General features: G+C 49.9%; 23 protein-coding genes and 11 tRNA genes. 4 read left to right on the top strand and 30 right to left on the bottom strand.

Annotated elements, in window-relative coordinates; genetic code table 11:
• Positions 1–90: 90 nt before the first annotated feature.
• The 23 genes from Q6A92_RS15715 to acpS form a co-directional block, all read right to left on the bottom strand.
• Positions 91–167, bottom strand: a tRNA-Ile gene (locus Q6A92_RS15715).
• 19 nt (positions 168–186) lie between these two features.
• Positions 187–260 (bottom strand) — tRNA-Gly (locus Q6A92_RS15710).
• 9 nt (positions 261–269) lie between these two features.
• Positions 270–346 (bottom strand) — tRNA-Pro (locus Q6A92_RS15705).
• Positions 347–349: 3 nt separating this feature from the next.
• Positions 350–426 (bottom strand) — tRNA-Arg (locus Q6A92_RS15700).
• 14 nt (positions 427–440) lie between these two features.
• Positions 441–526 (bottom strand) — tRNA-Leu (locus Q6A92_RS15695).
• A 13-nt stretch (positions 527–539) separates the two neighbouring features.
• Positions 540–624 (bottom strand) — tRNA-Leu (locus Q6A92_RS15690).
• 6 nt (positions 625–630) lie between these two features.
• Positions 631–702 (bottom strand) — tRNA-Lys (locus tag Q6A92_RS15685).
• A 3-nt stretch (positions 703–705) separates the two neighbouring features.
• Positions 706–780 (bottom strand) — tRNA-Gln (locus Q6A92_RS15680).
• A gap of 148 nt (positions 781–928) precedes the next feature.
• Positions 929–1,000 (bottom strand) — tRNA-Lys (locus tag Q6A92_RS15675).
• Positions 1,001–1,020: 20 nt separating this feature from the next.
• Positions 1,021–1,112: transfer RNA gene (locus Q6A92_RS15670), tRNA-Ser, on the bottom strand.
• Between the two features lies 1 nt (position 1,113).
• Positions 1,114–1,188: transfer RNA gene (locus Q6A92_RS15665), tRNA-Asn, on the bottom strand.
• A 136-nt stretch (positions 1,189–1,324) separates the two neighbouring features.
• Positions 1,325–1,825: a SprT family protein gene (locus Q6A92_RS15660; RefSeq protein ID WP_332238659.1), complete on the bottom strand. Its 501-nt coding sequence runs from the start codon at positions 1,823–1,825 to the stop codon at positions 1,325–1,327.
• Between the two features lie 90 nt (positions 1,826–1,915).
• Positions 1,916–4,111 (bottom strand): Tex family protein, encoded by a 2,196-nt coding sequence (locus Q6A92_RS15655; RefSeq protein ID WP_443029740.1) that lies wholly within the window; start codon positions 4,109–4,111, stop codon positions 1,916–1,918.
• Positions 4,112–4,338: 227 nt separating this feature from the next.
• Positions 4,339–5,124: an RNA polymerase sigma factor SigB gene (sigB, locus tag Q6A92_RS15650; protein ID WP_274402090.1), complete on the bottom strand. Its 786-nt coding sequence runs from the start codon at positions 5,122–5,124 to the stop codon at positions 4,339–4,341.
• Positions 5,093–5,575: an anti-sigma B factor RsbW gene (gene rsbW / locus Q6A92_RS15645; RefSeq protein ID WP_332238658.1), complete on the bottom strand. Its 483-nt coding sequence runs from the start codon at positions 5,573–5,575 to the stop codon at positions 5,093–5,095. Before rsbW ends, sigB begins: the two co-directional genes overlap by 32 nt.
• A gap of 3 nt (positions 5,576–5,578) precedes the next feature.
• A complete protein-coding gene (locus Q6A92_RS15640; RefSeq protein ID WP_274402088.1) occupies positions 5,579–5,911 on the bottom strand; it encodes an STAS domain-containing protein in 333 nt (110 codons plus the stop codon).
• Positions 5,912–5,975: 64 nt separating this feature from the next.
• Positions 5,976–6,977, bottom strand: a complete 1,002-nt coding sequence (locus Q6A92_RS15635) for a SpoIIE family protein phosphatase (RefSeq protein WP_332238657.1) — start codon at positions 6,975–6,977, stop codon at positions 5,976–5,978.
• Positions 6,978–7,236: 259 nt separating this feature from the next.
• The gene (locus Q6A92_RS15630; RefSeq protein WP_188802599.1) at positions 7,237–7,587 is read right to left on the bottom strand and encodes a type II toxin-antitoxin system PemK/MazF family toxin; all 351 of its coding nucleotides are present in this window, start codon (positions 7,585–7,587) and stop codon (positions 7,237–7,239) included.
• A 4-nt stretch (positions 7,588–7,591) separates the two neighbouring features.
• On the bottom strand, positions 7,592–7,870 hold the full coding sequence (locus Q6A92_RS15625; RefSeq protein ID WP_274402086.1) for a CopG family ribbon-helix-helix protein: 279 nt from the start codon (positions 7,868–7,870) through the stop codon (positions 7,592–7,594).
• Positions 7,871–8,093: 223 nt separating this feature from the next.
• Positions 8,094–9,272: an alanine racemase gene (gene alr, locus Q6A92_RS15620; RefSeq protein WP_332238656.1), complete on the bottom strand. Its 1,179-nt coding sequence runs from the start codon at positions 9,270–9,272 to the stop codon at positions 8,094–8,096.
• Positions 9,273–9,686: 414 nt separating this feature from the next.
• Positions 9,687–10,691, bottom strand: a complete 1,005-nt coding sequence (locus tag Q6A92_RS15615) for a LolA family protein (protein ID WP_332238655.1) — start codon at positions 10,689–10,691, stop codon at positions 9,687–9,689.
• A 50-nt stretch (positions 10,692–10,741) separates the two neighbouring features.
• Positions 10,742–12,253 carry an NAD(P)H-hydrate dehydratase gene (locus Q6A92_RS15610; RefSeq protein WP_274402083.1) on the bottom strand — a complete coding sequence of 504 codons (1,512 nt, stop codon included), beginning with the start codon at positions 12,251–12,253 and terminating at the stop codon, positions 10,742–10,744.
• Positions 12,254–12,308: 55 nt separating this feature from the next.
• Entirely contained in the window at positions 12,309–12,671 is a 363-nt protein-coding gene (gene acpS, locus Q6A92_RS15605; RefSeq protein ID WP_274402082.1) for a holo-ACP synthase, read from the bottom strand.
• Between the two features lie 208 nt (positions 12,672–12,879).
• Between acpS and Q6A92_RS15600 the strand changes: the two genes are divergently transcribed.
• On the top strand, positions 12,880–13,494 hold the full coding sequence (locus tag Q6A92_RS15600; RefSeq protein ID WP_332238654.1) for a rhomboid family intramembrane serine protease: 615 nt from the start codon (positions 12,880–12,882) through the stop codon (positions 13,492–13,494).
• Between the two features lie 123 nt (positions 13,495–13,617).
• The gene (locus tag Q6A92_RS15595) at positions 13,618–13,857 is read left to right on the top strand and encodes an indolepyruvate ferredoxin oxidoreductase subunit alpha (protein ID WP_188802592.1); all 240 of its coding nucleotides are present in this window, start codon (positions 13,618–13,620) and stop codon (positions 13,855–13,857) included.
• Positions 13,858–14,221: 364 nt separating this feature from the next.
• Here Q6A92_RS15595 and Q6A92_RS15590 read toward each other — a convergent pair whose 3' ends face one another.
• The 4 genes from Q6A92_RS15590 to Q6A92_RS15575 form a co-directional block, all read right to left on the bottom strand.
• A complete protein-coding gene (locus Q6A92_RS15590) occupies positions 14,222–14,506 on the bottom strand; it encodes a late competence development ComFB family protein (RefSeq protein ID WP_274402080.1) in 285 nt (94 codons plus the stop codon).
• Positions 14,507–14,835: 329 nt separating this feature from the next.
• Positions 14,836–15,771 (bottom strand): peptidoglycan-binding protein, encoded by a 936-nt coding sequence (locus Q6A92_RS15585; RefSeq protein ID WP_274402079.1) that lies wholly within the window; start codon positions 15,769–15,771, stop codon positions 14,836–14,838.
• Positions 15,772–16,470: 699 nt separating this feature from the next.
• Positions 16,471–17,223, bottom strand: coding sequence for a DsbA family protein (locus tag Q6A92_RS15580; protein ID WP_274402078.1), 753 nt, complete (start codon positions 17,221–17,223; stop codon positions 16,471–16,473).
• A 60-nt stretch (positions 17,224–17,283) separates the two neighbouring features.
• On the bottom strand, positions 17,284–18,042 hold the full coding sequence (locus Q6A92_RS15575) for a polysaccharide deacetylase family protein (RefSeq protein ID WP_332238653.1): 759 nt from the start codon (positions 18,040–18,042) through the stop codon (positions 17,284–17,286).
• A 936-nt stretch (positions 18,043–18,978) separates the two neighbouring features.
• Here Q6A92_RS15575 and Q6A92_RS15570 point away from each other — a divergent pair.
• Entirely contained in the window at positions 18,979–20,136 is a 1,158-nt protein-coding gene (locus Q6A92_RS15570; RefSeq protein ID WP_332238652.1) for an MGDG synthase family glycosyltransferase, read from the top strand.
• A 267-nt stretch (positions 20,137–20,403) separates the two neighbouring features.
• Here the strand turns inward: Q6A92_RS15570 and Q6A92_RS15565 are convergent, their stop codons facing one another.
• From Q6A92_RS15565 to Q6A92_RS15555, 3 genes are all read right to left on the bottom strand, one after another.
• Positions 20,404–21,726: a VTT domain-containing protein gene (locus Q6A92_RS15565; protein WP_274402075.1), complete on the bottom strand. Its 1,323-nt coding sequence runs from the start codon at positions 21,724–21,726 to the stop codon at positions 20,404–20,406.
• Positions 21,727–22,021: 295 nt separating this feature from the next.
• Positions 22,022–22,921, bottom strand: a complete 900-nt coding sequence (locus tag Q6A92_RS15560) for a DUF1002 domain-containing protein (RefSeq protein ID WP_274402074.1) — start codon at positions 22,919–22,921, stop codon at positions 22,022–22,024.
• A 194-nt stretch (positions 22,922–23,115) separates the two neighbouring features.
• Positions 23,116–24,429, bottom strand: a complete 1,314-nt coding sequence (locus Q6A92_RS15555) for a dicarboxylate/amino acid:cation symporter (protein ID WP_274402073.1) — start codon at positions 24,427–24,429, stop codon at positions 23,116–23,118.
• Between the two features lie 288 nt (positions 24,430–24,717).
• On the opposite strand from Q6A92_RS15555, the gene Q6A92_RS15550 reads away from it, so the two are divergent.
• The coding region (locus Q6A92_RS15550; RefSeq protein ID WP_332238651.1) for a hypothetical protein at positions 24,718–24,948 on the top strand (231 nt) is incomplete at its 3' end.

Here is a 24,948-nt window from a genome sequence, read left to right as displayed (position 1 = left end):
AGCTGTTTGAATTGATTGAAGGGTGGGCCCCTTCTCAATTGCGCTTGGCTTTTGTTCAGTTTTCAAGGAACATTCCATTTGGAAAATAAATGGTGGGCCTGAGTGGACTTGAACCACCGACCTCACGCTTATCAGGCGTGCGCTCTAACCGGCTGAGCTACAGGCCCATTATAAATAAAGATATAATGGAGCGGGTGATGGGAATCGAACCCACGACCAGAGCTTGGAAGGCTCTTGTTTTACCACTAAACTACACCCGCGCGACGATATGGTCGGGAAGACAGGATTTGAACCTGCGACCCTCTGGTCCCAAACCAGATGCTCTACCAAGCTGAGCCACTTCCCGATATGGTGCGCCCTAGAGAACTCGAATCCCCAGCCTTCTGATCCGTAGTCAGACGCTCTATCCAATTGAGCTAAGGGCGCATAATAAATAAAAATGGTGCGGTCGAGAGGACTCGAACCTCCACGAAGTTGCCTCCACTAGCCCCTCAAGCTAGCGCGTCTGCCATTCCGCCACGACCGCATAATAATGAATATGGTGCGGGTGAAGGGACTCGAACCCCCACGTCGCCAAACACTAGATCCTAAATCTAGCGCGTCTGCCAATTCCGCCACACCCGCTGAAAATGAGCCACGAAGGATTTGAACCTTCGACCCTCTGATTAAAAGTCAGATGCTCTACCCCTGAGCTAGTGGCTCATGTGGCTGGCCCAGCTGGATTCGAACCAGCGCATGACGGTACCAAAAACCGCTGCCTTACCACTTGGCTATGGGCCAAAAACCTATATAAAACAAGGCACGTTGTTAAGTTTCCATACCGTCCAATAATGACGGACCCAATCGGACTTGAACTGACGATTTCCCGCATGGCAGTTAACCACTGCACCGCGGGTCCGCGCAATCCAATCAAGTAATGCATTAACGGTGACCCATGCGGGACTCGAACCCACAAACCCACCGTAAAAAGGTGGCGTCTCAACCGCTTGACGAACGGGCCACAATAAAAAAGCAAAATAATGGCGGAGAAGGAGGGATTCGAACCCTCGCACGATTTACACCGTCTACTCCCTTAGCAGGGGAGCCCCTTCAGCCAGCTTGGGTACTTCTCCATGGCTCCACAGGTAGGGTTCGAACCTACGACCAATCGGTTAACAGCCGATTGCTCTACCGCTGAGCTACTGTGGAATAAGTGGTCTTCCTACAAAAACAGAGGAAATTTTACACTACTTACACCAATTTGTCAATCAAGCCCTAACAGCATTCTTCTTCTTTCTCGTCCTTTTGACGACTTTACTAATTTAGCACAAAACCCAAGACCACGTCAACCCTTTTGTTCATTTTCCCGATCATTTCTTTCAGCACGTTTTTCCCGCTTCATTAATTGAATCTTTCCGCCGCATGCAGCGCAGACATATCGCCTTGTATCAAGGCGCCTTCTTCGGATAAACGAGGCCCCGCATCTTCGGCAATGATAGATGTATTGCAAAACTGAAGAATTGCCCATTCCGGGAATCGCTCCGCAATACCTGGATCCACCGACCTGCCGAAGCAATTTTTTAAAGTCGGAATCTCTGTGCTTATAGCCGCCCCCGCCCAGATGCAGATGGTAATGGCATAATTCGTGTTTAATGATTTTTATAAATTCTTCTATTCCGAAATGCAGCAATTGGTGCTTATTGAACTCCAGACAATGGCTGCTTAAGAGATAGCGTCCTCCCGTCGTTCTCAGCCTTGGATTAAAGACCGCTTGGTGGCGGAACGGGAGATGGAAACTTTCGATTGAAACATGCTGCACAAGTTTCTGCAGTTCTTCGTCAGTCATGACGCCCGTCCTCTCCGAAAAATGTTATTCATGAAGCTCTGTATCAAAGCCGCTGCATTCTCCCGCTGCAGGCTGATATGCAGGAGACGTTCACATCTTCTTTTGCGGATCGATCATCGTTAAAGAAGCCCGTCCCTTTTCAAGATCAATGCCATCGATCCAGACTGTGACGATTTGACCGACGCTGACAACGTCAAGCGGATGCCTGACAAAATGTTCGGAAAGCCTTGAAATGTGAACAAGTCCATCCTGTTTCACGCCGATATCCACAAAAGCACCGAAATCCACAACATTGCGGACCGTCCCTTCAAGCCTCATGCCTTTTCGCAGATCTTTCAATTCCAGTACGTCTGTTTTCAGAATCGGCTGTCTGACATCCTCGCGCGGATCGCGGCCCGGCCGGATCAAGGCTTCAATCATATCCTTGAGCGTCGGCTCTCCGATTGCAAGTTCGGCAGCTGTTTGCGGAATATTCAGGGCTTCAAGCCTGTTCCTCAGATTTTCCGAGCCGATCTCCGCCATCCGGCAGCCTATTTTTTTTAAAAGTTTTCTGGCTTCCGCATAACTTTCCGGATGTATCGGCGTATTGTCGAGCGGTTCGCTTCCGCCGCTTATTCTCAGAAAACCGGCGCATTGTTCGAAAGCGCGGATTCCGAGACGCGGCACTTCTTTCAGCTGCTCGCGGCTGTCGTATTTCCCTCTTTGGCCGCGTTCCGCAACCAGATTGGCAGCAACCGTTTTCGACAGGCCCGCCACGTAGCAGAGCAGTTCCGGAGACGCCGTGTTCACATCGACGCCGATCCTGTTCACAACCGTTTCAACGACGAAGCCGAGTGATTCATTCAGTTCTTTTTGCGACACGTCGTGCTGGTATTCACCGACACCCACGGATTGGGGATCGACCTTAACCAGTTCGGCGAGGGGATCCTGAAGCCGCCTGGCGATCGAAACGGCGCTTCTTTCCTCGACATGCAGTCCGGGAAATTCCCGCCGTGCCGCCGCAGAGGCGGAGTACACGCTCGCCCCTGCCTCATTGACAATCACATAATAGACCGTTCTGCTCCGAACCTCTTTTAAAGTTTCCGCAATAAACGCTTCGGTTTCACGGGATGCCGTTCCGTTACCGATTGCAATCATGTCCACATGATACTTATCAATCAGTGACAGTACCGTTCGGCGTGCGGACTCAATCTCGGACCTGGGGGGCGTCGGATAGATAAGCGATATGTCGAGTACCCTGCCGGTCGGATCAACCACTGCAAGCTTGCAGCCGGTCCTGTAGGCCGGATCAACGCCGAGTACCGTCTTTTCCTTTATCGGCGGCTGAAGGAGCAGGCCGCGGAGATTTTCCGAAAAAATATGAATGGCCTGCCGTTCCGCCTTTTCAGTCAGCTCCTGGCGAAGTTCCCGTTCAACGGCGGGTGCGATCAGCCTTTTGTAGGCATCCTCGGCACAGTCATTAAGAATGCCCACTGCGGATGTTTTCTTTCCTTTGATAAGGGCCCGTTTAAGAGCCGGCACGATCCTGTCTGCCGGTGCCTCAACCGCCGCCCTCAGGATGCCCTCCCGTTCTCCGCGATTAATCGCCAGAATACGGTGCGGCGCGATCTTTTTGGCCGGCTCCCGATACTCATAATACATTTCGTACACTCGCTTCTCGTCCCGGTCTTTATTTTTCCCCGCCCGGACAAGAAGCACGCCCCGGGCGAATGTTTCCCGCCGCGCCAGCGCACGCAGGTCGGGGGCGGCGGCCAGACGTTCCGCCACAATGTCCCGGGCGCCCCGGATAACATCGTCGACGGTATAAAGGTCTTTTTTTTCAGATATGAATTGTGCCGCCCTTTCTTCAACAGACGCTCCGGGAAGGCTTGTCAGCCAGCCGGCAAACGGTTCAAGTCCTCTGTCCCGGGCAACGGCCGCCCTCGTTCTCCGCTTTTGCCGGTAAGGCAGATAAAGGTCTTCGACATCGCGCAATTTGGCGGCATGATCGATTTTTCGTCTTAAGTGTTCATTCATGCTGCCAAGCTCTTCAATCCGGGCAATGACCTCCTTTTTCCGCTTTTCCAGTTGCTGCCTGTAAACATAGGCGTTTTGAATCTGCTCTATCTGAACCTCGTCAAGCCCTCCGGTCATTTCCTTCCTGTAACGGGCAATGAAAGGAATCGTGTTGTCGTCCCCCAAAAGACGGATCACCTGTTCAGCTTGATTCGTGGCAATCCCCAGATCTTTCGCAATATGTAGATATATATCCTCCACTTCCCGGCTCCCCCTCTTCCCTATTATCATAGCAGAAACACATGCCTTTCGGTTTCATCTTTCCGTTTTAAAAGCGAATAAAAAAAAGCCCTTTCCGCAAGCCCGGTACTGGGCCAATGAAGGACAGTTCGGTTTGTCATTCGTCGATTCAATGCTGCCGGCGGCCGGAGCCGCAAATCTAAAGGCAACCGTTTCGATTCGGAAATGTTGCGCCCGGATCCGGGTCGGTTTTTACTTTCTGAATTCTTTCAAGAAATTTATAATTCAGCTAATTTTTCAGAGCCTTCCCCGGAAAAAGTCTCTCTGAGTTTCCGCAAAGCCCTTCGCTGAAGACGCGACACATGCATTTGAGAAATCCCCAGCCGCTCTCCGGTTTCCTTCTGGCTCAAAGTATCAAAGTATGTGCAGACAATTATTTCTTTTTCACGATCCGTTAAAACCCGGAACGCCTTTTCAAGAAGTATTTTTTTGTTTATCTTTTCATAGCCTTTATCCTGGTTTCCGACGATATCAAGGAGTGTGACGGTTCCTCCTTCGGCATCGGATTCAATCTGCGAATCCACCGAAAGAGTGTTGTAGCTTCGGGTCATCTCCATTGTCTCCAGGATACTTTCTTCGCTTTCTCCGACTGCCTCGGCAATTTCCTCTATTCTCGGCGAACGCTGCAGATTGTTTGTCAGCTCTTCCGCCGCCTTTTTAATCTTCGGTCCGAGTTCCTTAATGCGCCTCGGCACATGAACGCTCCATGTCTTGTCCCTGATGTAGCGCTTAATTTCGCCAATGATTGTCGGAACGGCAAACGATTCGAAACTGCGGCCGTAAACCGGATCGAATCGTTTCAGTGCGGAAATCAGGCCGATCATCCCCACCTGAAACAGATCTTCGCGCACGTCCCTGTTTCCGGCAAATTTATTCGAAAGCACTCCGACCAGATTTTCATAACGGCTGATCAGCTTGTTCTGCAGAGATTCATTGCCGGGATCTTTCTGGTAGGCTAATATCTGCTGAATGTCATTCTGTTGCTGTTGAGACTTTGTCGGCACTACGCTCCACCCCGTCTCTTTTAAGAAACTTGATCATCTTGACAACGACGCCGAACTCGCTGCTGATGGTGACCTCGTCCATCAGCGAGTCGATCAAGAAAAGCCCCATCCCTCCTTCGTTTACCTGATTTAAAGACATAGAAGCATCAAGCGGCCTGAGCCCTTTAAGTACTTTTTGAAGATTGAAGCTGTTTCCGGTATCTATGACCGTGATGCTCAGCGAATGTTTGCGGCATTCAATCATGATCTGTATGTTTCCTGCGGCACAGTGTTTATAAGCGTGATTGACCACGTTTGTGCAGGCCTCCGAGACGGCAATTTTAATATCCTCGATATCATCAAAAGGATAGCCCAGTCTGTATGCCGCTCCGGAGCTTGCCAGTCTGGCGATGCAGACATACTCGGGCTTCGCGGGAATCGTCAGTTTGATGATATCCACTGTTTTGTCCATTAATCAATTGTCCCCCTCGGCGATTTTTTCTCTTTTTAATATTTCCATCAGTCCCGTGATGTTGAAAAGGCGCTCCACGCGCGGCGACATGCCGGCAACTGAAAACCGGCAGTGATGGCGTGCGGCGGATTTAAGTGCGGCAATGATGACGCCGAGCGCCGTGCTGTCAATATAAACAGTCCCGCTCAGATCAAGTGTAACGCCGGCCCCGTTGATTTCCGTCAGCGGAAGCAGTTCCTTTTTCAGATCCGGTGCCGTGTAGACATCAATTTCTCCTTTGACAGTAACAAAAAACAGCCTGTCCGCCATTTTCCGGCGCTCAACACAAATGTTCATTGTCAACCTCCCGAATTCGCAAGTGCTTTAAATATTCATTACCCGCTTCTTGTGGACCGCAAACTCAAAATTTCACGGCAATAAATGTAAAATCATCATGTAATTCAAAATCCTGCATTTTCTCCAGTTCATAAAAAACTTTTTCAGCCAGTTCCTGCGCGGGCAGATTCATGTATCTCCGAATCAGGGCAATCAGCCTCTTCCGTCCGATAAATTCATTGTCGATCCGGCTCTCCGTCACCCCGTCCGTCAGCAGAATGATCATGTCTCCCGCCGCCACAGGCTTCGTGTATTCCGTATACCCTGTTTTGGGCGAGAGCCCGAGTGCAGGCCCGCGGGCTTCCAGATCGTCGAATCGATCGCAGGCCGACGTGTAATAAAAACCGGGTTCATGTCCTGCGGATGAGAATGAGAAAGTACGCCCGACGGGATCATAGACCCCGTAAAACATCGTGATAAACATGCTCGGATCCACATTCCGTTCAACAACGCGGTTCAGGCTGGCCAAAACGCCCGGCGGGCCCTGGCGGTTTTCAGGCAGGCTGTCCATCGCATATTTAATCATCGACATACACATTGCCGCAGGGATTCCCTTTCCGACGATATCGGCCACTGCTACGCCGAGGACACCGTTTTCGCCTTGAACAAACTGATAATAATCGCCGCTCATTTTCTTGGCCGGCTCACTGAAAACGCCGATGTCCGCGAAAGAACAGTCGGGGACCGTCCCTTCCAGAAGCGCCCTCTGAACATCGGCCGCAATGTCGATTTCCGTGTCCAATTGTTTCTGACGGTTTTTGAGGCTCTGGTATTCGCGATAGTCGGCACCGTAGCCGGCCATCACTTCCATCAGAAATTCAAGCGAAGCCGCAATCCGTTCATCGACGGGCCCGATCATCCGGCTGACCACATCGATATGTGCGCCGATGACATCATCCGGCGTCACGCCGTTTTCCATCATTTTACGGCTCAGTTTCTGCCCTCTTTGAAGGACTGTCTCCTTTCGCTGCGCGATGTAGTGGGTCAGCATGATTTTATACATAATCAGGCGTTCGTTATGATCCATCCTTTCCTGCCCCTCCCGTCGGTCCCGATCAAACACCGGGCACAGTTTGCGTGTATTTTTACATTTTCCGACAGCCAGCCGCCCTTTTTGCAAAACCAAAAACATGATCTTATTGATTATTATTTCATGCCGGTACAGGCAAGGCAAATTTTTGGCGATAAAATACAGAAAAATAGAAAAAGAGACATTTTTCCGTCTTACCGGAAAAATGTCTCTGTCCGTTCTCTTCCCGAGGGTGCATGCAATGCCGCTGAGAAGTCTAGAAGTCAACCAAGCTGAGACTGATCTGTATGGCCTTATTGACCCGCCCCATCATCTCTTCATCCAGATGGGCGATTTTATCTGTCAGACGCTGTTTATCAATGGTTCTGATTTGTTCCAGCAAGATAACAGAGTCACGGTCGAAGCCATAGCGCTTTGCATCAATCTCCACGTGAGTCGGAAGTTTTGCTTTTTGAATCTGGGCGGTAATCGCTGCTACAACAACCGTCGGGCTGAAGCGATTGCCGATGTCGTTCTGGATAATGAGCACCGGCCGGACACCGCCCTGCTCAGACCCGACGACAGGAGAAAGATCCGCAAAGTATACATCCCCGCGCTTAACAATCACTCCTTTACACCCCGCTAACTAGGCGTTCCAGAGTAATCTCTGCCTCCTCTTCAGCAAGGAATGCCTCCGAAGCAATGTTCAGGTTGATTTTTGCCATTTCCATATAGCCTTGACGCATGATCTCGCGAACATGGCCTCTGTTTCGTTCACGTAAATACATTCTGATAGCACGATGGAGAAACTCACTGCGATTCATTTTATCCTGACTGGCGATTCCGTCTATTTCATTCAGCAAATGCTGCGGTAAACTGAGCATGATTTGTTTCAATTTCGATTCGGACATGCCTGCACCCCCACCACTTTCGTCAGAAAGTCTCTTTTCGTTTCTAGGCTTTATCTTAACATTCTCAAAATGGTTTTGCAAAGCAATTTCCGGCAAAAATCGAGTTTTGTCTCTTATTTTTTATAAAATTTAACTTTTTTGTAGAAAAACGCAGGCAGCGCGCTTCCGATGCCTTTTTTCAGTCTGCCGGAACCGGTTTTTCAGCGTCCTGCCGCTATCCTTTTTAACGATCGGCAAGAACAGGGTTTATGGAGCCGATTCGTTTCCCGTTTTTCCAGAAGACTCTCGGAACGCGCGGATGGATCATGCTGGTGACTTCGTAATTGATCGTCTGCAATTTTTCAGCAAGCTGGTCGGCCGTGATTTCGTCGCTGCCGTCTTCGCCGATCAGTGTGACTCTTGTGCCGATCGGGAAAGAAGCGGGGAGGCGGCACATCAGCTGATCCATGCAGATGCGGCCGACAATCGGGCAGCGGATGCCGCCGATGAGGATATCCGATCCTGACAGAGCTCTCAGCCAGCCATCGGCATAGCCGATCGGCACGGTTCCGATCCACTCGTCGTTTTCCGTGCGGTACGTCGCCCCGTAGCCGATTGCCGATCCGGCCTTCACCTTTTTAACATGAGTCAGACGGCTGTGGAGAGAAAGCACCCGCTCCAGCTTAAAAGGCAGTTTCGCAGCCATTTCCGGCGAAGGGGCCAGCCCGTACATGGATATGCCGTACCGGACCATATTGAAAAGATGGCGTTTCTCGGCCGGATATTTCAGTGTCGCGGCACTGTTGCCGCAGTGAATCAGCGACGGATGAATACCCAGGTCGGAAAACCAGTCGATCATCGTTTCAAAGCGCCGGTACTGCTCATTGAAATACGTTTCGTCATTCTGATCCGCTGTCGCAAAATGAGTAAACAGCCCCTCGGCCACAAACCGCCTGTCTTTGCCGATCTCTCCGGCCAGTGCCTCCGCCTCTTGCCGGCTGCGGATGCCGATCCGGCCCATGCCGGTGTCGCAGGCAATGTGCAGAAACACCGGTTCCTCGGAACGATAAGTCCGGCAAGCCTCCTCCAGCCATTTTTTCTGAAACACGGTCAGTGAAATATGATACTTAGCCGCCAGTCCGGCATCTTCGGGCCGGATCGGCGAAAGGACAAGTATGGGCGCCTCGATTCCGTGTTTCCGAAGCGCCAGCGCTTCATCAAGCAGCGCTACCGCCAGCCATTCCGCTCCGTTTTCAAGAGCCGTTTCAGCTACATAAACGGCCCCGTGGCCGTAGGCATTCGCCTTGACCACCGCCATGAGCGCCGTATCTTCGGGAATCCTTTTTTTCATGTTCGCGACATTGTCCGCAACTGCGTCCAAATCAATGTCGGCCCATGTTTCTCTGAAAAAAGACGTTTCCATTTTCCGTCCCCAGCCTTTATATTTTATATATTCTGGAAATAAAGCCCTAATTAAACATATAAATCCTATTTTATCCGGATCTGCCCCCGGCAACAATCCATTTTCTATTTAATCACTTCTCGGCGGAAAACGGAAGACGGCTGACAATCCGTTCATCTGCTTTTTTCAGATAAAAAATCCGGCCTTATTAGGTCCCGGCACAGGCAAAGCCTTTGCTGCGGAGGACGGAGACGGCCATGGCATTTTTACTTCCTCATATAAAGAAAACTTGCCGATTGGCAAGCCTTTAGGCGAAGCCAGAGGCTTAGTTGCACTTATACTATAATCCGCTCAATTTTAAACCCTCCTCATAGTACAAAAAGAGCCTCTGCCGGGGGCGGCAGAAGCATCCGCTTTTTTGTCTGATGACTTGTTTTACTTTACGACCGTTCCGTTCATGGACTGTGCAACGGTAATCAGCTCATCCTGCGTCAGCTTATCGGAAGCAAGAAAATAATCCGTGCCGCCGTAAGACCAGGTGAGGGTATTGTTGTTCACCGATCCAATCGAAAATCCGAGATTGGCCGGATCGCCGCTGGCAAGTACCGGTACATCGGATGCCGCCGCCGAACTCTTTGATTCAATGAGTGTAAAGGGCTTCTGTCCGCCGTATTTGAGTACATATTTTTCCCCGGCCTGCGTTGTCTCGGGCGTCATCGATGACAGGGTCGAACCGGAAATCCGCGCCGTCGGATATTGCACTTTAAAGGTTTCCGCAGCCGCCTGGGCTGCCTTCGTCTGCCCGATCCGCGCCGCCGTCATATTTTTGTTCACATCGAAAATGCTCTTGTCAAGAGAAGGATTCACTTTGAAATTTTTGAAAACCACCGTCACAATAATATTCTGATCTTTGTCCAGAATCCGGACGTTCACCGGAGTCAGATCTTTATTCAGAGCGATCTGCTGATTGGACAGCTGGGCTGTGTTGTAATTGGTTTTTGTATTAAAAACATACTGATTCTCTTTTGCCGTAAAACCGGGATTCGGGTCATTCAGGATGTCCTTGGCCAGGGAATGGTAGAGATAGGCCTGGCTGCGGTTATTCGGCCAGTTGCTCTCGAACCGGTAGCTTTTATTCAGTTCGGGTGTCAGCACAAAAACGCCGTCCGAATTGCGCAGAATCATCTGATTGTTGCCCTTGTTGCCGTCACTAAGTGCCACTCTGTAGTAGTATGGTTTCTGAAAGGAAATATGCGCCTGATACGTTTGTTTTTTTCCGTTATGCTGAAAAGTCATCGTCGCGTCCGTCTGATAGCTGTTGATGTTCTCTATTTTTTTGCTGAGATCCTGAACAACGTCTTTTTCCGACTTTGCCCCGCACCCCGATAAAATAGAAACGATCAGGACTAAAGCAAACACTGCAGCCGACCATCTTTTCATTCGTATCCAACCCCTTTGCCTCTATTCGGTGACAAAGGAGGGATTCTATACTAGCACATCGCGTCATGGTAAAGCCGATGCAGAACGGGAGGAATCCGTTCGATCAGATCCGACGCCAGGACGTCCAGCATGGAATGGCCGGTGCGCACCAGGTCGTCGGCAACCGCACCGTGAAGATAAACGGCGTTGCAGATCGCGTCCATCATCCGCCGATGCTGGAGCAGGAAAGCAAAGATAATGCCTGTCAGTACATCCCCGGATCCGCCTTTTGCCAGTGCCGCATTCCCGGTTGTATTGACGGCCTGTTCGCCGTCAGGCGCCGTAATGATCGTGTTTTTTCCTTTTAATACAAGATAAACGTGATATTTCTCCGCGAAAGCCCTCGCCATATTAAAGCGGTTTTCTTCCACGTCTTTAACGGACAAATCCAGAAGGTGAGCCATTTCCCCCGGATGCGGGGACAGGACGGCAGGTACACGGCGTTCACGAAGCAGCTCCAGCATGCCTTTTAAATGGTAAATTCCATCCGCATCAATGACACATGGAATTTCCCCGTATTCCAGTACGCGCCTCACAAGCACCGCCTGCTCCGGTTCACGCCCGAGTCCCGGACCGACGGCAAGCCCCGACAATCCTTGAAAATCGAGAGCCTGCCGCTGCATATACATCGTTTCCGGCAGCAGTGCGGCGATGACCGGACGCACCTGATCGGGGACACTGACCTTCAGCAGCCCGATACCCGAGCGAAGCGCCGCCTTAGCCGCGAAGAAAGCCGCGCCGGACATTTGCGGCGAACCGGCAATCAGGAGGCCCTTCCCGTGGGATCCCTTATGTGAAAAAGGATCGCGTCTCGGCAAAGTCCGCACGATATCTTCTTCCTGCCATACCTTTCTCTTGATGTCCAGGTTTTTGAAGGCCGATTCAGGAATGCCGATCCGGACGGTCCGGACTTCGCCGAAGTGCCGAGCAGCCGGCCGGACAAACTGTGCCAGCTTCGGGCACCCGACCGTCAGGGTCAGATCGGCATTGACGCACTCATGTGCAAACGGTTCCCCGTCCGCCGATACTCCGCTCGGAAGATCAACGGAAACGACCCGGGCGCCGGAGCGGTTGATCAGTCCGATCACTTGAAGATAATCGGGATAAGGCGTCCCGTGAATGCCTGTGCCGAGCAGGGCGTCGATAATCAGATCCGCCTGTCCGACGCTGGCTGCGAAAGCTTCTGCGTCTTCCGTCACCCGGCGGACCGTTCCCCCGGCAGCCAGGTAAGCATTCATGTGATAAGCCGCATCTCCCGTCACTTTCTCAGGATCGGGCAGAAGCCAAGTTTCTTCATGAACGGCCCGGCTGTCGAGCAGCTGCCGGGCAACGACAAAACCGTCGCCGCCGTTGTTCCCCTTGCCGATGATGACAATCACTTTCTCTCCCTTTTTCAGTTCGGGGGCAAGCTCCGCAAAAACCGCCTGTCCCGCATTCTCCATGAGCAGCGGCCCTCCCAGCCCGATCTGCTCCATGGTATAACGATCAATGGCCTGCATCTCTTTCCGCGATACGACGTGCACAATAGTCCCTCCCAGCGTAATAAACTATATGAGACAAAGTCTGTAATTATGCAGACTAGCATGACGGGCTTTCAATAACTGCCACCGACGCGGCGGCGGTATCCGTATGCGTGATCGAGATATGGATCGCCGCGCCGGGAGATGTCCTGTCTTTCATAACCGGACGCCCGAGCGAATTGTCGAGAACCGTCAGATCCTGAAACGACAGATTTGCACCGAGGCCTGTCCCCTTCGCTTTCGCATAAGCCTCTTTTGCCGAGAATCGGCCGGCCAGAAATTCCGCTTTTCGTTTGGCCCCAAGAAGAGAAAACTGTCTGCGCTCTTCCGGGGTCAGAATACGGCTGATAAACGCCTGATCATCAATATGTTTCGTCATTCGCTTTATTTCAGTAACATCGATACCGATACCCGTAATCATATCTGTCCTCCGCCATCTCAATCTTTCGGATTCAGCCGGAAAAACCGGTCACGGCTTTTTTAAACTTTTCTCTCCGTCCCGGCTGTTCATCCTGTCATGATCCGGCCCGAGCACCGGCCGGCAGATAAAATTTCTCTTTCACTACCACTGTCATCCATTTTACCCTATACTTAATGGAAGATCATTTTTTAAGGAGGTCGGCCGGAACGTGTTTATCCGAAATGAGCCTTTTAAAGTTTTTCTGAAACATTATCCTGTCACTTTTCTCATTCTGGCAGTCGACATAGCGATCTATCTGATGCTTTTAATTACCGGAACGTGGAGAATCGCTCCGTTTTTTGCCTACCAGTTCTTCCAATACACGGTAGGTTCAAATGCCGCCATTCTGCAGGGAGCCTGGTGGGAACTGATCACACCGGTTTTCCTGCACGTCACGTTCCCTCATATTCTTTTCAACGCCTTCTCCATCCTGATTTTTGCCCCTGCGCTTGAAACAATGCTCGGAAAATGGCGGTTTCTGACCGCATTTCTGGGAACGGGCATCGCCAGCAATGTCGCCGACCTGCTTCTGCAATCGTCCGGATACAGTCATTACGGCGCCAGCGCCGCTGTTTTCGGGCTGCTCGGCATCTATCTTTATCTGATTGTTTTCCGCGGTCATCTGGTCTCCCGCCCGGACCGGATTATCATTATCGTTATGATTCTTGTCGGCATGATCAGCTCGTTTGCCGATCCCAACGTCGATGTGCTCGGCCACTTTAGCGGTTTCCTCTCGGGATTTGTGCTGGCACCGATCTTGTTTATCAACGCCCCGACCCGATAAACGGACTGCCGGAAGCGAAAAATATAGCGCCGGGGTCCTCTCTTTGATTGAATTTCACCCGGAATTTCGTCATACTTAGGACAGTAGCTCGACATTTTATTTATTTTGAAGGGAGATCATTTTATGGCTTTTGTCATTACTTCGGCTTGTCAGAATGAGAAAGCGGGTGAATGTATCGAAACGTGCCCGGTTGATTGCATCGTTGAAGGTGAAAAACAAATGTATATCGACCCCGACGTCTGCATTGATTGCGGCGCCTGTGAGGCCGTTTGTCCGGTTGAAGCCATCTATCCGGAGGACGAGGTCCCCGAAAGCGAACAGAAATACATTCAGCTTAACCGCGACTTTTTCAAAAATAGATAAAGAAAAGCCTGACGAAGCCAGGGATCAGCGACAGCTGAGCCTTGGCTTTTCTTGTACCCATTCCCTGCTTTTTATGTTTCCCGATTTGTATAAAACAGGCCGCCGGCGGGTTGCCTTTTGACCGGCTGAATGCTGCACAATCCGATGGCCGGCCGGTTGGCCCTGTTGCAGGCAGACATTTCCTTCTTTATATTGGCATATCGGTGCTGCGTTCCGCGGGCAAGCGGGAGCTTTTTTGATCAATGACAGCACGTTCGATTCAATCCGGTTTCCCGGTCAATCATAAGTAATATTAAAAAGCCTGCACCTTAAATCCATTCAGCTCTATATGGCAAGGATATGAAGCATATCTTTCCTGTATCCGCTATTTTTGAATCATTCCCCCGGAATGACGGGGGCAGGCGGAAACTACCTTTGAACTCTCGACAATCGCCGTAAGTATCGTAGCCCTGGATTGCTCCGTCATCAGATCCGCCTTCGCGTACATACCGCCGGCCTGATTTCTGACATAGCGGGGCTTCAGCCGGTTTAGGCTCAGTGCCAGTACATCCATCTTGCACTCCGGACAATGACAGGATACCGCCAGATTTTCCCATTGCTTATCCAGAATATCCTCCACTGCTTCTTCCATCACATTGTGGATGATCACAACACTGCCTTCTTTCCGTAACTGAAAATCATGAAACGGATCCTCTCTTTTCTGTTGAAGAACATCGTAGCACAGAATCCGGGAGGGCTCAAGCTCATATGTAACAGGTTTCCGGCAGAAAGCGGCCGGAAACCTGTTTTTTTACGCGATTCGTGCGGCTTGTTCGGGCGTTCCTCGGTGCGATGGCATTTCCAAAGAAATAACCGTCCTATAGTTGATAAAAGCAAGGATAGGACGGCCGCATCATGCCGATTGATGCACTTCGTTTTCCGGTTCAGTTCAAACTTCTCAGGCCGTTTTTAAACAGCCGCCGGCGTCCTTCCGGCGGATCACTTCAACACCTGGACCTTCACGGTGCGCCTCCCCCACTGCAGTGCTTCCGTGTTGTTGTTGAAAAAAACATCGATTTTCAGTCCTCTGATGGCTCCGCCTGTGTCCCCGGCCACCGCATAGCCGTAGCCTTCCACGTATAATCGCGTACCAAGAGGTATGACAGAAGGGTCGACGGCTACAACCTTCGCATTCGGATTGTTCAGAAGGTTGATGCCTGTTGCTGTGACCCCCGAACATCCGGAACACTTCGCCGTGTAAGCCGTGCTGTTCGCATAAAATTCTTTGACTGTCGTGACCGGCTTTGTTCCGGAAGCCGCGGCACTGCGAACGGTCGTGTGCACGGAAGGAGCCTGCCGCACTTGCCGCCGGGTCAGGCTGCCGGTTTCAGACTCGGACCGCTCCTCATCCAGCTTCTCTATACTTCCCCATGTCTGCGGTCCGACAATGCCGTCGACTGCTATGTGCGTGTTCTTCTGCAAGGTAACGACGGCCTGCTCGGTAATCGGCCCGAAGTATCCGTCGATTTTTCCGCTGTAAAAGCCGAATCGGTTCAGATACTGCTGAAGATAGGTTACATACTCTCCTTGTGATCCCCGATCAAGAAGGCCGATCTGCTTGTGAATCAGAACGGCAAGTGCCTGTTTCGTCCGGACTCCCACCACTCCGTCTGCGGACAATCCGTTCTTCAACTGAAATTGTTTGACGGACTTTTCAGTGGCACTGCCGAAATAACCGGTCGGCTTCAATGAATAATCTCCGGTTGCTTTCAAAACTGTTTGAACTGTTCTGACATCCTCGCTTTGCATTCCCTTATGGATCAAACCGTCGTCACTGATTAAATGTGCAGCGGCATACTGAGGCAGCAGAAAGAAAGAAGAAGTGAAGGTTGCAGCAACGGCCACACTTTTCGTCAGTGCGCTCCCGTAATACATCGATGTCTCCCCCCATCGTTCATAATCTCTTTTACTAATATGACAATAGGCCGGATTGCATACTTTACAATCAGATGACAGGACATCCTCCCGCTCAAATCAGTTATTTTTTATTAACTGATGATTTCTCGTACCACTCATCTGCGATCCAAGGCTTCAATCACGCAGCAAAGCTTCAGGATGATCGTCATGCCGGCTGAAGAAAGCAGCCGGTGCCGGTTAAAAGTAATTCTGGCAATTTTCATTTATTGATTTCAGACCGTTTACTGATTCCTTGCGCTTCGCTGTTGTTTTCACGCACTTTACTGTCGATATTCTGAAGTTTACCGATGATAAAACCATTTACTCGTGATATACTGCGTTGACCGATGATTTTCGGCACGATCATATGAATACACAGCAGACGGAAGAAAAATAGCCGTCTCCGAAAATTTTACGTCCGTCCGTACATCACAAGCCCTCCGGAGAAGACTTTTCGTTACCCAACCGGTAGACTGACTTTTAAAGGAGCGTCCCGCCGCTTACCAGTAAGCTGCCTTTCAGAGGGGCATCCCGTGGCGTGTACCAGTAAATTGCTCTCCGGAGGAGTAATTTCATTGCTCACACCGGCAGATTGCTTTTCAAAAGATCACCGCCGTGCACAGATAAAAGCATCCCCCGCCCTATTAAGGCCGGAATGCGCGGGCTCTGAGAAAATACTCATTGTTTATTATTATTGAGTGCCTGATCGATAGCCTGTTTTAACACTGTGTAATCCTGCGCCCCGTCAATCATCGTACCATTTACAAAAACAGTCGGCGTCCCGGGAACACCGAGTTCTTCGGCCATTTGATTGTCCCTTGCAATCACATTTTTATTCGATTCCGTGTCGAGCGCGTTCTGGAAGGCCTTCAGGTCAAGAGACGGAACGGTCCGTTTGGCGATGTCGGTCAGTAATTGTTTGGTCACCCATTCGCTATTTTCGTCGCCCTGCGCCTTGAAAAGGGCGTCATGAAAAGCCCAGAAAGCTTTCGGATTCTGATGAAAAACCTCTTCTGCGGCATTAGCCGCCAGCTGGGAACCCGGACCGAGAATCGTATAATTAATAAAATACAGGCTGATTTTATTCGTGTCGATGTAGTTCTTTTCAAGCTGAGGCACGACGTTTTCTTCGAACTGTTTGCAGTAAGGGCAGCGATAATCCGCAAATTCAACGACCTTGACCGGAGCATTGCTGCTCCCGATAAAAGGCTGTCCGTTATAATTAATGGCGGTAGCCTGCTCTGTGCGGTGCGTTGCCTGCTTCTTCTGCGGTTTCGCTTCACGCTCCAGCTGGCCTCTGTAAATCATTGCGATGACTGCGGCTATGAGTACAATTACAATCACCGAGCTGAAAACGACGATGCGCCTCTTCCTATTTCGGCTTTCAAGATCCTTTTCTGCTTTCTGAAACTCGTTTTTCTTGCCGGACATCAGAACACCTCTTTGCTACAAATTTAATTTCTGAAAACCTTGGCTCATTCGGTCGTTTCCTTATGAGAGTCTCTTGTTTCTTTGCCTGGCGTGCTCCCGTTCGAACAATTCGCCGACAGTCACAAAATCGTAGCGGTGCCGGGCGTCCGGAAGAATTTCGTTCAAAGCAGCAATCGTATTTGTCGGCGCATCGCGGTTGGCGCCGGGATTCTCGCCATTATCATGGAGACAGATCACCGCACCGTCGTGCATATGATTCAGAATCCTTTTCTTCAGGCGTTCTTCTCCTAAGGCTTTACGCCAGTCTCCAAGAATGGCCGACCATAAAACCACATGCAGGCCTCTCGCCGTGAAGGGCAGGAGCAGGTTGATATGGCCCCAGGGCGGACGGTAATAGACCGGCCGCTCCCCGGTAATCGACGCAACAGCATCCGCCGCCTTCCTGCATTGCTTTCTTGTCCCGTTCGGCGTCAGAAACCAATTGCTGAAATGATTGTAATGATGTATGCCGATTAAATGTCCCTCATTTTTCATTCTCTTGAGCAGAACGGGATTTTTCAGCGCCCTTTCCCCCACAACGAAAAAGGTGGCCTGCACCTGATTCTTTTTCAGAACGTCAAGCAGCCGGGCCGTGTAGCGGGCATCCGGCCCGTCGTCAAATGTCAGGCAGACCATTTTTTTCCCGCGTCCGTTTTTTATCCCGGCCGAACCTCTGAAAAAAAACATACGCATCGATAAAGTCGGAATAATACCGTAAACGGTAAGCCATGCTAAAAATATCAGAAAAACAGTCCACACTGCCTGCAGCAGACGATACATCTGCCATCGCCTCTTTTTTTATTAAAGAAATCGATCATACGTCAATCAGCCGCGGGGAAGCGGGGAACCGGGACAGATAACGATCGGCCTGTACTTATAGATATGGCGGACAGGCCGTTTTTATTTATATTTTTTCTAAATCGTCGGTACCCTCCGCCGCTGACGGTTGTCCTCTTTGCCCGAACCGTCGTGCCGCCGATATCAGGCGGAGCGGCCGGCCTCTTTTTACGGCTGTTCTGTTTCGTTCTAATCACCGCTCGTTTCAATCGTTATTATATAGGAAAACTATTGATGATGAAATATTAAAGGCATGGCTGACGTAAAAAGCTGAAAGGACGGCAGATCGTCCGGGGGGCCGGATTTACCGGGAAAAAATCAAGAAGCCCGTGCCTGGGTCGGTCATCCTTAAAAGCGTTTCAGTTATGAAAAGGGCAGACAAGTTCCGATGATTTGCTTTATACTATATTTAACGCACGCATTTACGGAATTGTCCGGAGAAATTTTTTCCCTTTCAGAACCCGCGTATTGTTTTCTCGGAATCTATTTGTTTCGTTTTTATTTCATAATAAAAGTTTTATAATGTTTTACAGGGCTTCTTTCCGTGATGAGCTTGCACCGTTTCGTTCCGAAGGGTATATTGAAACATACAGCGGGCATGGACAGCCCGGACGCGTTCCCGGATTGTCAGACCGGTGCCGGGCAAACGGCGGATGGAGCCATGAGCCGGGCGGCCGGCTCATCTCATGGAGTGCATTTGTTGGAACCGCAGGACCGGTCCGGTCTTTCCCCCGGGTCATTGAAAAAGTCACATAGCCGAGTCAATGCACGAATACTTGAAGTATTGGGTTCACGTTCTGCGCAACTGAATTCTTGAAACTGAACTGCTCACAGGTTGGATATAATAACAGGAACTTTAAACTGACGAGGTGTTTGATCGTGGCTATTGCGAAAGTGATCATTTTAACCGGATCATACGGAACCGGTCATAAGCGGGCGGCTCATGCACTGGCAAAAGCCTTGGATTTAAATACATCCCAATTCAGTACGCGCGTACTGGATGTGACTTCTTTAGCGCCTCCAAGGCTTGATTCACTGGAAAAGCGCACGTTTTTATCCGGGGTCACTCATTTCCCCTCGCTTTACCATTACATCTACAAAAAAACACAAAAAAATAATATTGCTTCTTCTCTGATTAAGAAAATGAATCGGGTCGGTGTTTATCGGCTGATTTCAGCTCTTGAGGAAGAACATCCGGATCTGATCGTCAGTACTTTCCCGGTCGCATCGGTCATGATGTCGCTGATCAAGCAGGCAGACTGGTTTACATCCGTGCCCCTGCTGACCGTCATCACCGACTATTCCGTTCACAGCACCTGGGTGAATCAGTATACGGACGGTTATCTCGTCGCTACCCAGGAAGTCAAGCAGATGCTCATCGACATGAACGTGGATCCGGAAAAAATTATGATCACCGGTATTCCGATTCACCCTAAGTTTTCCGGGCTGCAGAATAAAAGAGAATTAAAAGAAAGATATCATATCCCTTATCATCAGAAGGTACTGCTCTTAATGGGCGGCGGCGGCGGTATCTTCGGCCATTTTCTGCCGATTCTCAGGCAGCTGGATAAAATAGAGCCGGACGTCCGGATTGTGATCATCTGCGGTCAGAACCGAAAGATTTTTCAGCAGTTTACTCAGTTCAGCCGGACGGCAAAACACAATATTCAGGTGGAAGGCTTTGTGCACAATATGAACGAATGGATGGCCATAGCCGATCTGTTAATCACTAAACCCGGCGGACTGACCGTATCCGAAGCCATTGCATCCGAACTTCCGATGATCATTTACAGGCCTCTTGGCGGACAGGAGGCGGATAACACTCAGTTTTTGCTGTCGTCGGGCATTTCAGTGGCGACGAATGATCATTCGGAACTGATTGAACACTTAATCGATCTGCTCAACAATCCGCTGACACTGGATATCATGCGTACCAATATGCGGCCTTACAGTATCGAGCAGAGACAGTCCGCCAAAAATGCGGCAAACGCCGTGGCTCAGTTTTTATCGGCGGCCAGTTCCATCCAGTTTGCATAAAGGGAATCCGGCGTTGGCAGACCCTCAGGCGCAGCTAAACTTTAGCAGCAATGGCCGGACAGGACGCGGCGTCTTGGTTCAGCCGTTTATCCTTCACTCGCTCAATGTGATATTTAAAGTATAAAGAAAAACTTGGCAATACCAAGTCTTTGACGAGGCCTTTATTCATTTCATACTTCCCCATCGTGCCAAAATGCAAGGTGCAATCTGCCGCTCTTGCATTTTTCCTTTTACAGCCCGTCCCCGCACGCGGGACAGCCCCGTTTCTTATCTCTCCTGAGTCCGACGCTCCCACTCGCTGCGTGCGAGCCGATCGGTAATCAGAATCAGCCTCCAGAATTCGAGGCACATGATCATGAAGCTCACCCAGATCCCCGCTAAGATATAATCGGTCATCAAATCACTCGGAAGCTGATACTGCATATACAGCGGACCGAGACCCGTCGTAAACAACAAGCAGATACCGAGCACGTTGACAGTTATCTTGAGCCAATAATTTTTGGTATAGCGGGTAAGCAGATAAATAAAATAACCGTACAGAACAAATGCCATGATCAGCCGGCTGTCCGGTTCAAACTGAAGGCCGCTCGCTGTCACGGAACCGATCAATTTACCGATCAGCTGCGGCAGATAGGTAACGAACAGCATGCCGCCGACCGTCGTAAAGAAGAACATCTGCATTTCGAGCTTTTTCTGCTTTCCGAACAGAAGGATCAGAGCACAGGTCAGACCGCCGATCCCGATCATTGCCGCCAGGTGCGAAAGAAACAACGATTTTTCGAAGAAAGCATACCATTCCGGAGAAACGACAGCTGAAAAAATCATGATCCAGTTCTGGTTAAACAGGACGGATTTCTGATGGAAGAAATCATCCGTTAATCCGAACATAACGGAATTGAGCACAGCGAAAACGACGGTCGCCCCCATAATCAGCAGCTTCAATCTTAACCGCGACTGAAAATTGGTAAAAAGGCTTTTATAAGCGACGATCGTCCAGTGTTTAATTGATTTCAGATTGTAGCGGATCACGTAATAGAGAATAACGAGACCAGCCAGAGCGGCCATCAATATGATGAAATATTTCTTGAAGGCGGTAACCAGCAGAGCGTATTTCGGACCCAGCAGCTTGCCGAAAACGATAAATGTGAATACCCAGATAAAATAGCCGGAGTAGGAAAATAAGGCATACGCCCGGAAAGAAACTTTTGTTATACCGGACATGTAGCCAATGACATGGCGCACACCCGGAATAAAGCTCGAAAAGAGCAAAAGGAATTTTCCGTACCGGTCGAATGTTCGCGAAAATTTATCCATTCCTTCCTTGCGAATGTGGATGTAACGTCCGTATTTATAAAAAAACGGCGCACCCAGATGCCGGCCCAGCCAGTAAGTCACGGTCACCCCGGCGATGCAGCCGAGCGTTCCGAAAAAAACGGCAAGGGCCCAGTTCACTTTACCCTGGTAAGCCAGATAGCCCACATAACTCATCAGCAGCTCATTTGGGACCGGCAGGGCAAGCATCTCAATAAATAGCGAACAAAACAAAAATAAATAACCGTAATTGTTTAAAAGATCCATAAGCGTGCTCATTGGCGATCCCCCAGGCTGGTCTTCTTTCTTGAAGAAAGGCTCCGGCAAAATGAACCCGTCCGGCAAGCATGAAGCGTTTATAGAGCCGTTCTTCACGTTCCGGACGTCCTGATACAGTTTCTCTGAACTCTGCCTTTTTTATCAGCCTTTCGAGTTATAGTTATATATTCGCAAACCTGTTTAAAAAAAGCGACCATTGCATCGGCCGCCGTAGACTAAAAATTTCAGTTGCATCATTCCATGTTGACAAATGATGCCGATTCGAAAAAAGCAACTGCATGATTTTACAAAACTTTTACTTAAAAAGAGAAGCAATCGCGTTGAAGATTGCATTGAAGAAACTCCCGATTGCGCTGAGCACCTGAGCCATGAATCCCTTCGTCTGGCTCGAATTGGCCACTCGGCTGATCTGATCCTTCAGTTGCTGCATTTGATTGCTGACCTGACTCCAGTTTATATTCAGGCCTCTCATTTTGTCAAAGAGATCCACCAGCTTCTGAATATCGGCATCGCTCAGATTCACATTGACCTGCTGAGCGGAATCCCGGACAATTTTTTCAACGTCCGCCCGCGACTTCGGTGCATTTTTAGCAATGTTGTCCTTGATGGCCGTCACAAGCTGCGTCGCCTTGTCTTTGCCGATACCCGGCTGGTTGCCAAGCTCGGCAGTCGTTACGACTTCCTCGTTGGCAACCTGCTTATTCGCTTCCGGGATGACCTTCCCCGTCGATACCTCATACGCCTTGATCAGGCCGGTCAGTGCCGCCGTTCCCGATACAGGGAAAGGGGCCGTCACGTAGACATTCGCATCTTTGACTCCGGCAGTTGCCAGCGCACTGATGTACATGTCTTTGGTCACATAGGTGATGTTGTTTGTGCTGGCCGTCAGCCCGGAACCCGACTGACCAAGGGTGATCTTCGACGAACTGATCGCTCTTGTTCCGATCTGGGACGACGAAAGGTATTTATCCAAATACTGGTGTTCTTCATTGTTCGTCACATCGATGATTTTCGTCGTCTGCGGATCGACACTCATCTCGTTCAAAATAGACGTACGCTGTGCAGGTGTCAGATCCGCACCCAGTGTGACTACAACATCTCCCGGGACCGCGTCGGCAAACGCTTTTTCCGGTCCGAACAGACTTGTCGCAAGAACAGCGGCAAGGATAAGCGGCAAGATATTTTTCAATTTCATAATGAAATTCCTTTCCGGGTTCCAAACCGCTCGGGAGCAGAGAGTCAGAAAGTCCCGAAACAGCGCCCCAAAGATTGACACCCATTTTTTTCGTCTGAAAAATAAAGAACTTGCACGTTCTGCGGTTTTTTTTGAGAGCACCGCTTCTTGTGCAAGTTCATAATATCGGCGGAGGAACGTGAAGTCAAGTTTGTTTAAGATAAAGGTCCGTTCTGTACCTGGGTAACCGGCTCTTCCTGAAAAATGCCGCCGAGATTCGGATGACGCATGGCATAAAGTGCTTGCTGTTCTTTCTTTTTATCAAACGCCTTTTCACTTTTGGAAACCACGATGGTGGCGATGCCGTTACCGATCAGATTAGTGATCGCCCGTGCTTCACTCATGAAACGGTCGACGCCGAGGAGCAGGCCGAGCCCCGCGATCGGAATCACGTGCATCGCAGTCAATGTTGAAGCCAGCACAATGAATCCGCCGCCGGTGACCGCCGCGGCCCCCTTGGATGTCAGCATCAGAATCAGGATAATGGCAATCTGCTGCCCGAGATCAAGCGGAACGTGGAAAACCTGAGCCAGGAAAACCACGGACATAGTCAGGTAAATCGACGTGCCGTCAAGGTTGAATGAGTATCCGGTCGGTATCACAAGGCCGACAACCGATTTTTCGCAGCCGAGCCGCTCCAGTTTATCCATCATGCGCGGCAGCGCGGCTTCCGACGAACTGGTTCCGAATACAATCAGAATCTCGTCCTTAATGTATCTTAAATAAGTAAACAGGCTGAATCCGGCAAACTTGCAGATAGACATCAGGACTACAAAAATGAACAGGGCCATGGTCGCATAGACGGAAAGCATCAGTTTGATAAGCGGCGCGATCGTCTGCAGTCCGAAACTGCTGATCGTGTAGGCCATGGCACCGAATGCGCCGATCGGGGCCGCATACATAACATACCCGATAATCTTGAAAAAAACCTGGGAGACCTGGTCGAAAAAGTCAACGAGCGGCTGCCCTTTTTCGCCGAGAGCCGAAAGGCCGAATCCGAACAGCACGGAAAAGAAAAGAACCTGCAGGATATCACCCTGGGCGAAAGCATTAACGACATTGCTCGGTATAATATTCAGGAAGAATTCTCCCCAATTCATTCCCGAGCTGCTGCCGTGAGTGAATTGGGAGACGTCGCCGCTCGGCATTTTGGCGGGATCCAGGCCCGAACCCGGCTGCAGAATGTGAACAACGATCAGCCCGATAATCAGTGCAACCGTCGACACCACCTCAAAGTAGATTAAGGCCTTGCCGCCAACCTTGCCGACTTTCTTCATATTGCCCATTCTCGATATACCGACAACAATCGTCAGAAAGATAATCGGTGCGATGACCATCTTCACCGCATTAATGAACGTTGTGCCGAGCGCCTCCAAGTGATTGCCGAGCCCCGGCCAGAAGAAGCCGACAAGAATACCTGTAACGATGGCTACAACCACTTGAAAAGTCAAATTTTTTAAAAGCCGCACGTAAACCTCTCCTTTTCTGTTACCGCTTTCATATTTTCTGCCCTAACCCCTTTTTTTGAAGAAAATGTTAACATTGAGTGAATTTATTATACCACATATTTTCAATATAACATACTATTTATTTTAAAAAAATTAATCTGCCCTCGATAGAATACAAATAAAGTCGTTTCATCGGAGCATCATGCTTCTGTTGTATTAAGCTGTTATGTAAAAAGTAGTTTTTTTACCCATACAGTCGTTCCATGATTCAATCTGAGATTTCATGACGAAAATAGGGTTTTCCACTCTATGAATGATGAACGATCAGAAAAAGATCATTGCGCAACCGTCGGATTTAAAAAGCTGGGACCAGGTCAGGGAAAGCTGCACCGAACCACGAAAAAATCAGGCCAAATTTTGAAGACACTCCGAAATCCTGCAGCTGCTCCGTATGAAGCATCACCGCCCATATCTCGCTCCGAAATCTCGAAAACTCGCTCCCAATCAGCGGATTGCCGCTCCAAAACTTTGCAGTTGCAC

The organism is Sporolactobacillus sp. KGMB 08714 (genome assembly GCF_036598985.1).
Classification (GTDB): Bacteria; Bacillota; Bacilli; order Bacillales; family Sporolactobacillaceae; genus Sporolactobacillus.
This window is presented reverse-complemented; position numbering and strand designations above follow the sequence as displayed.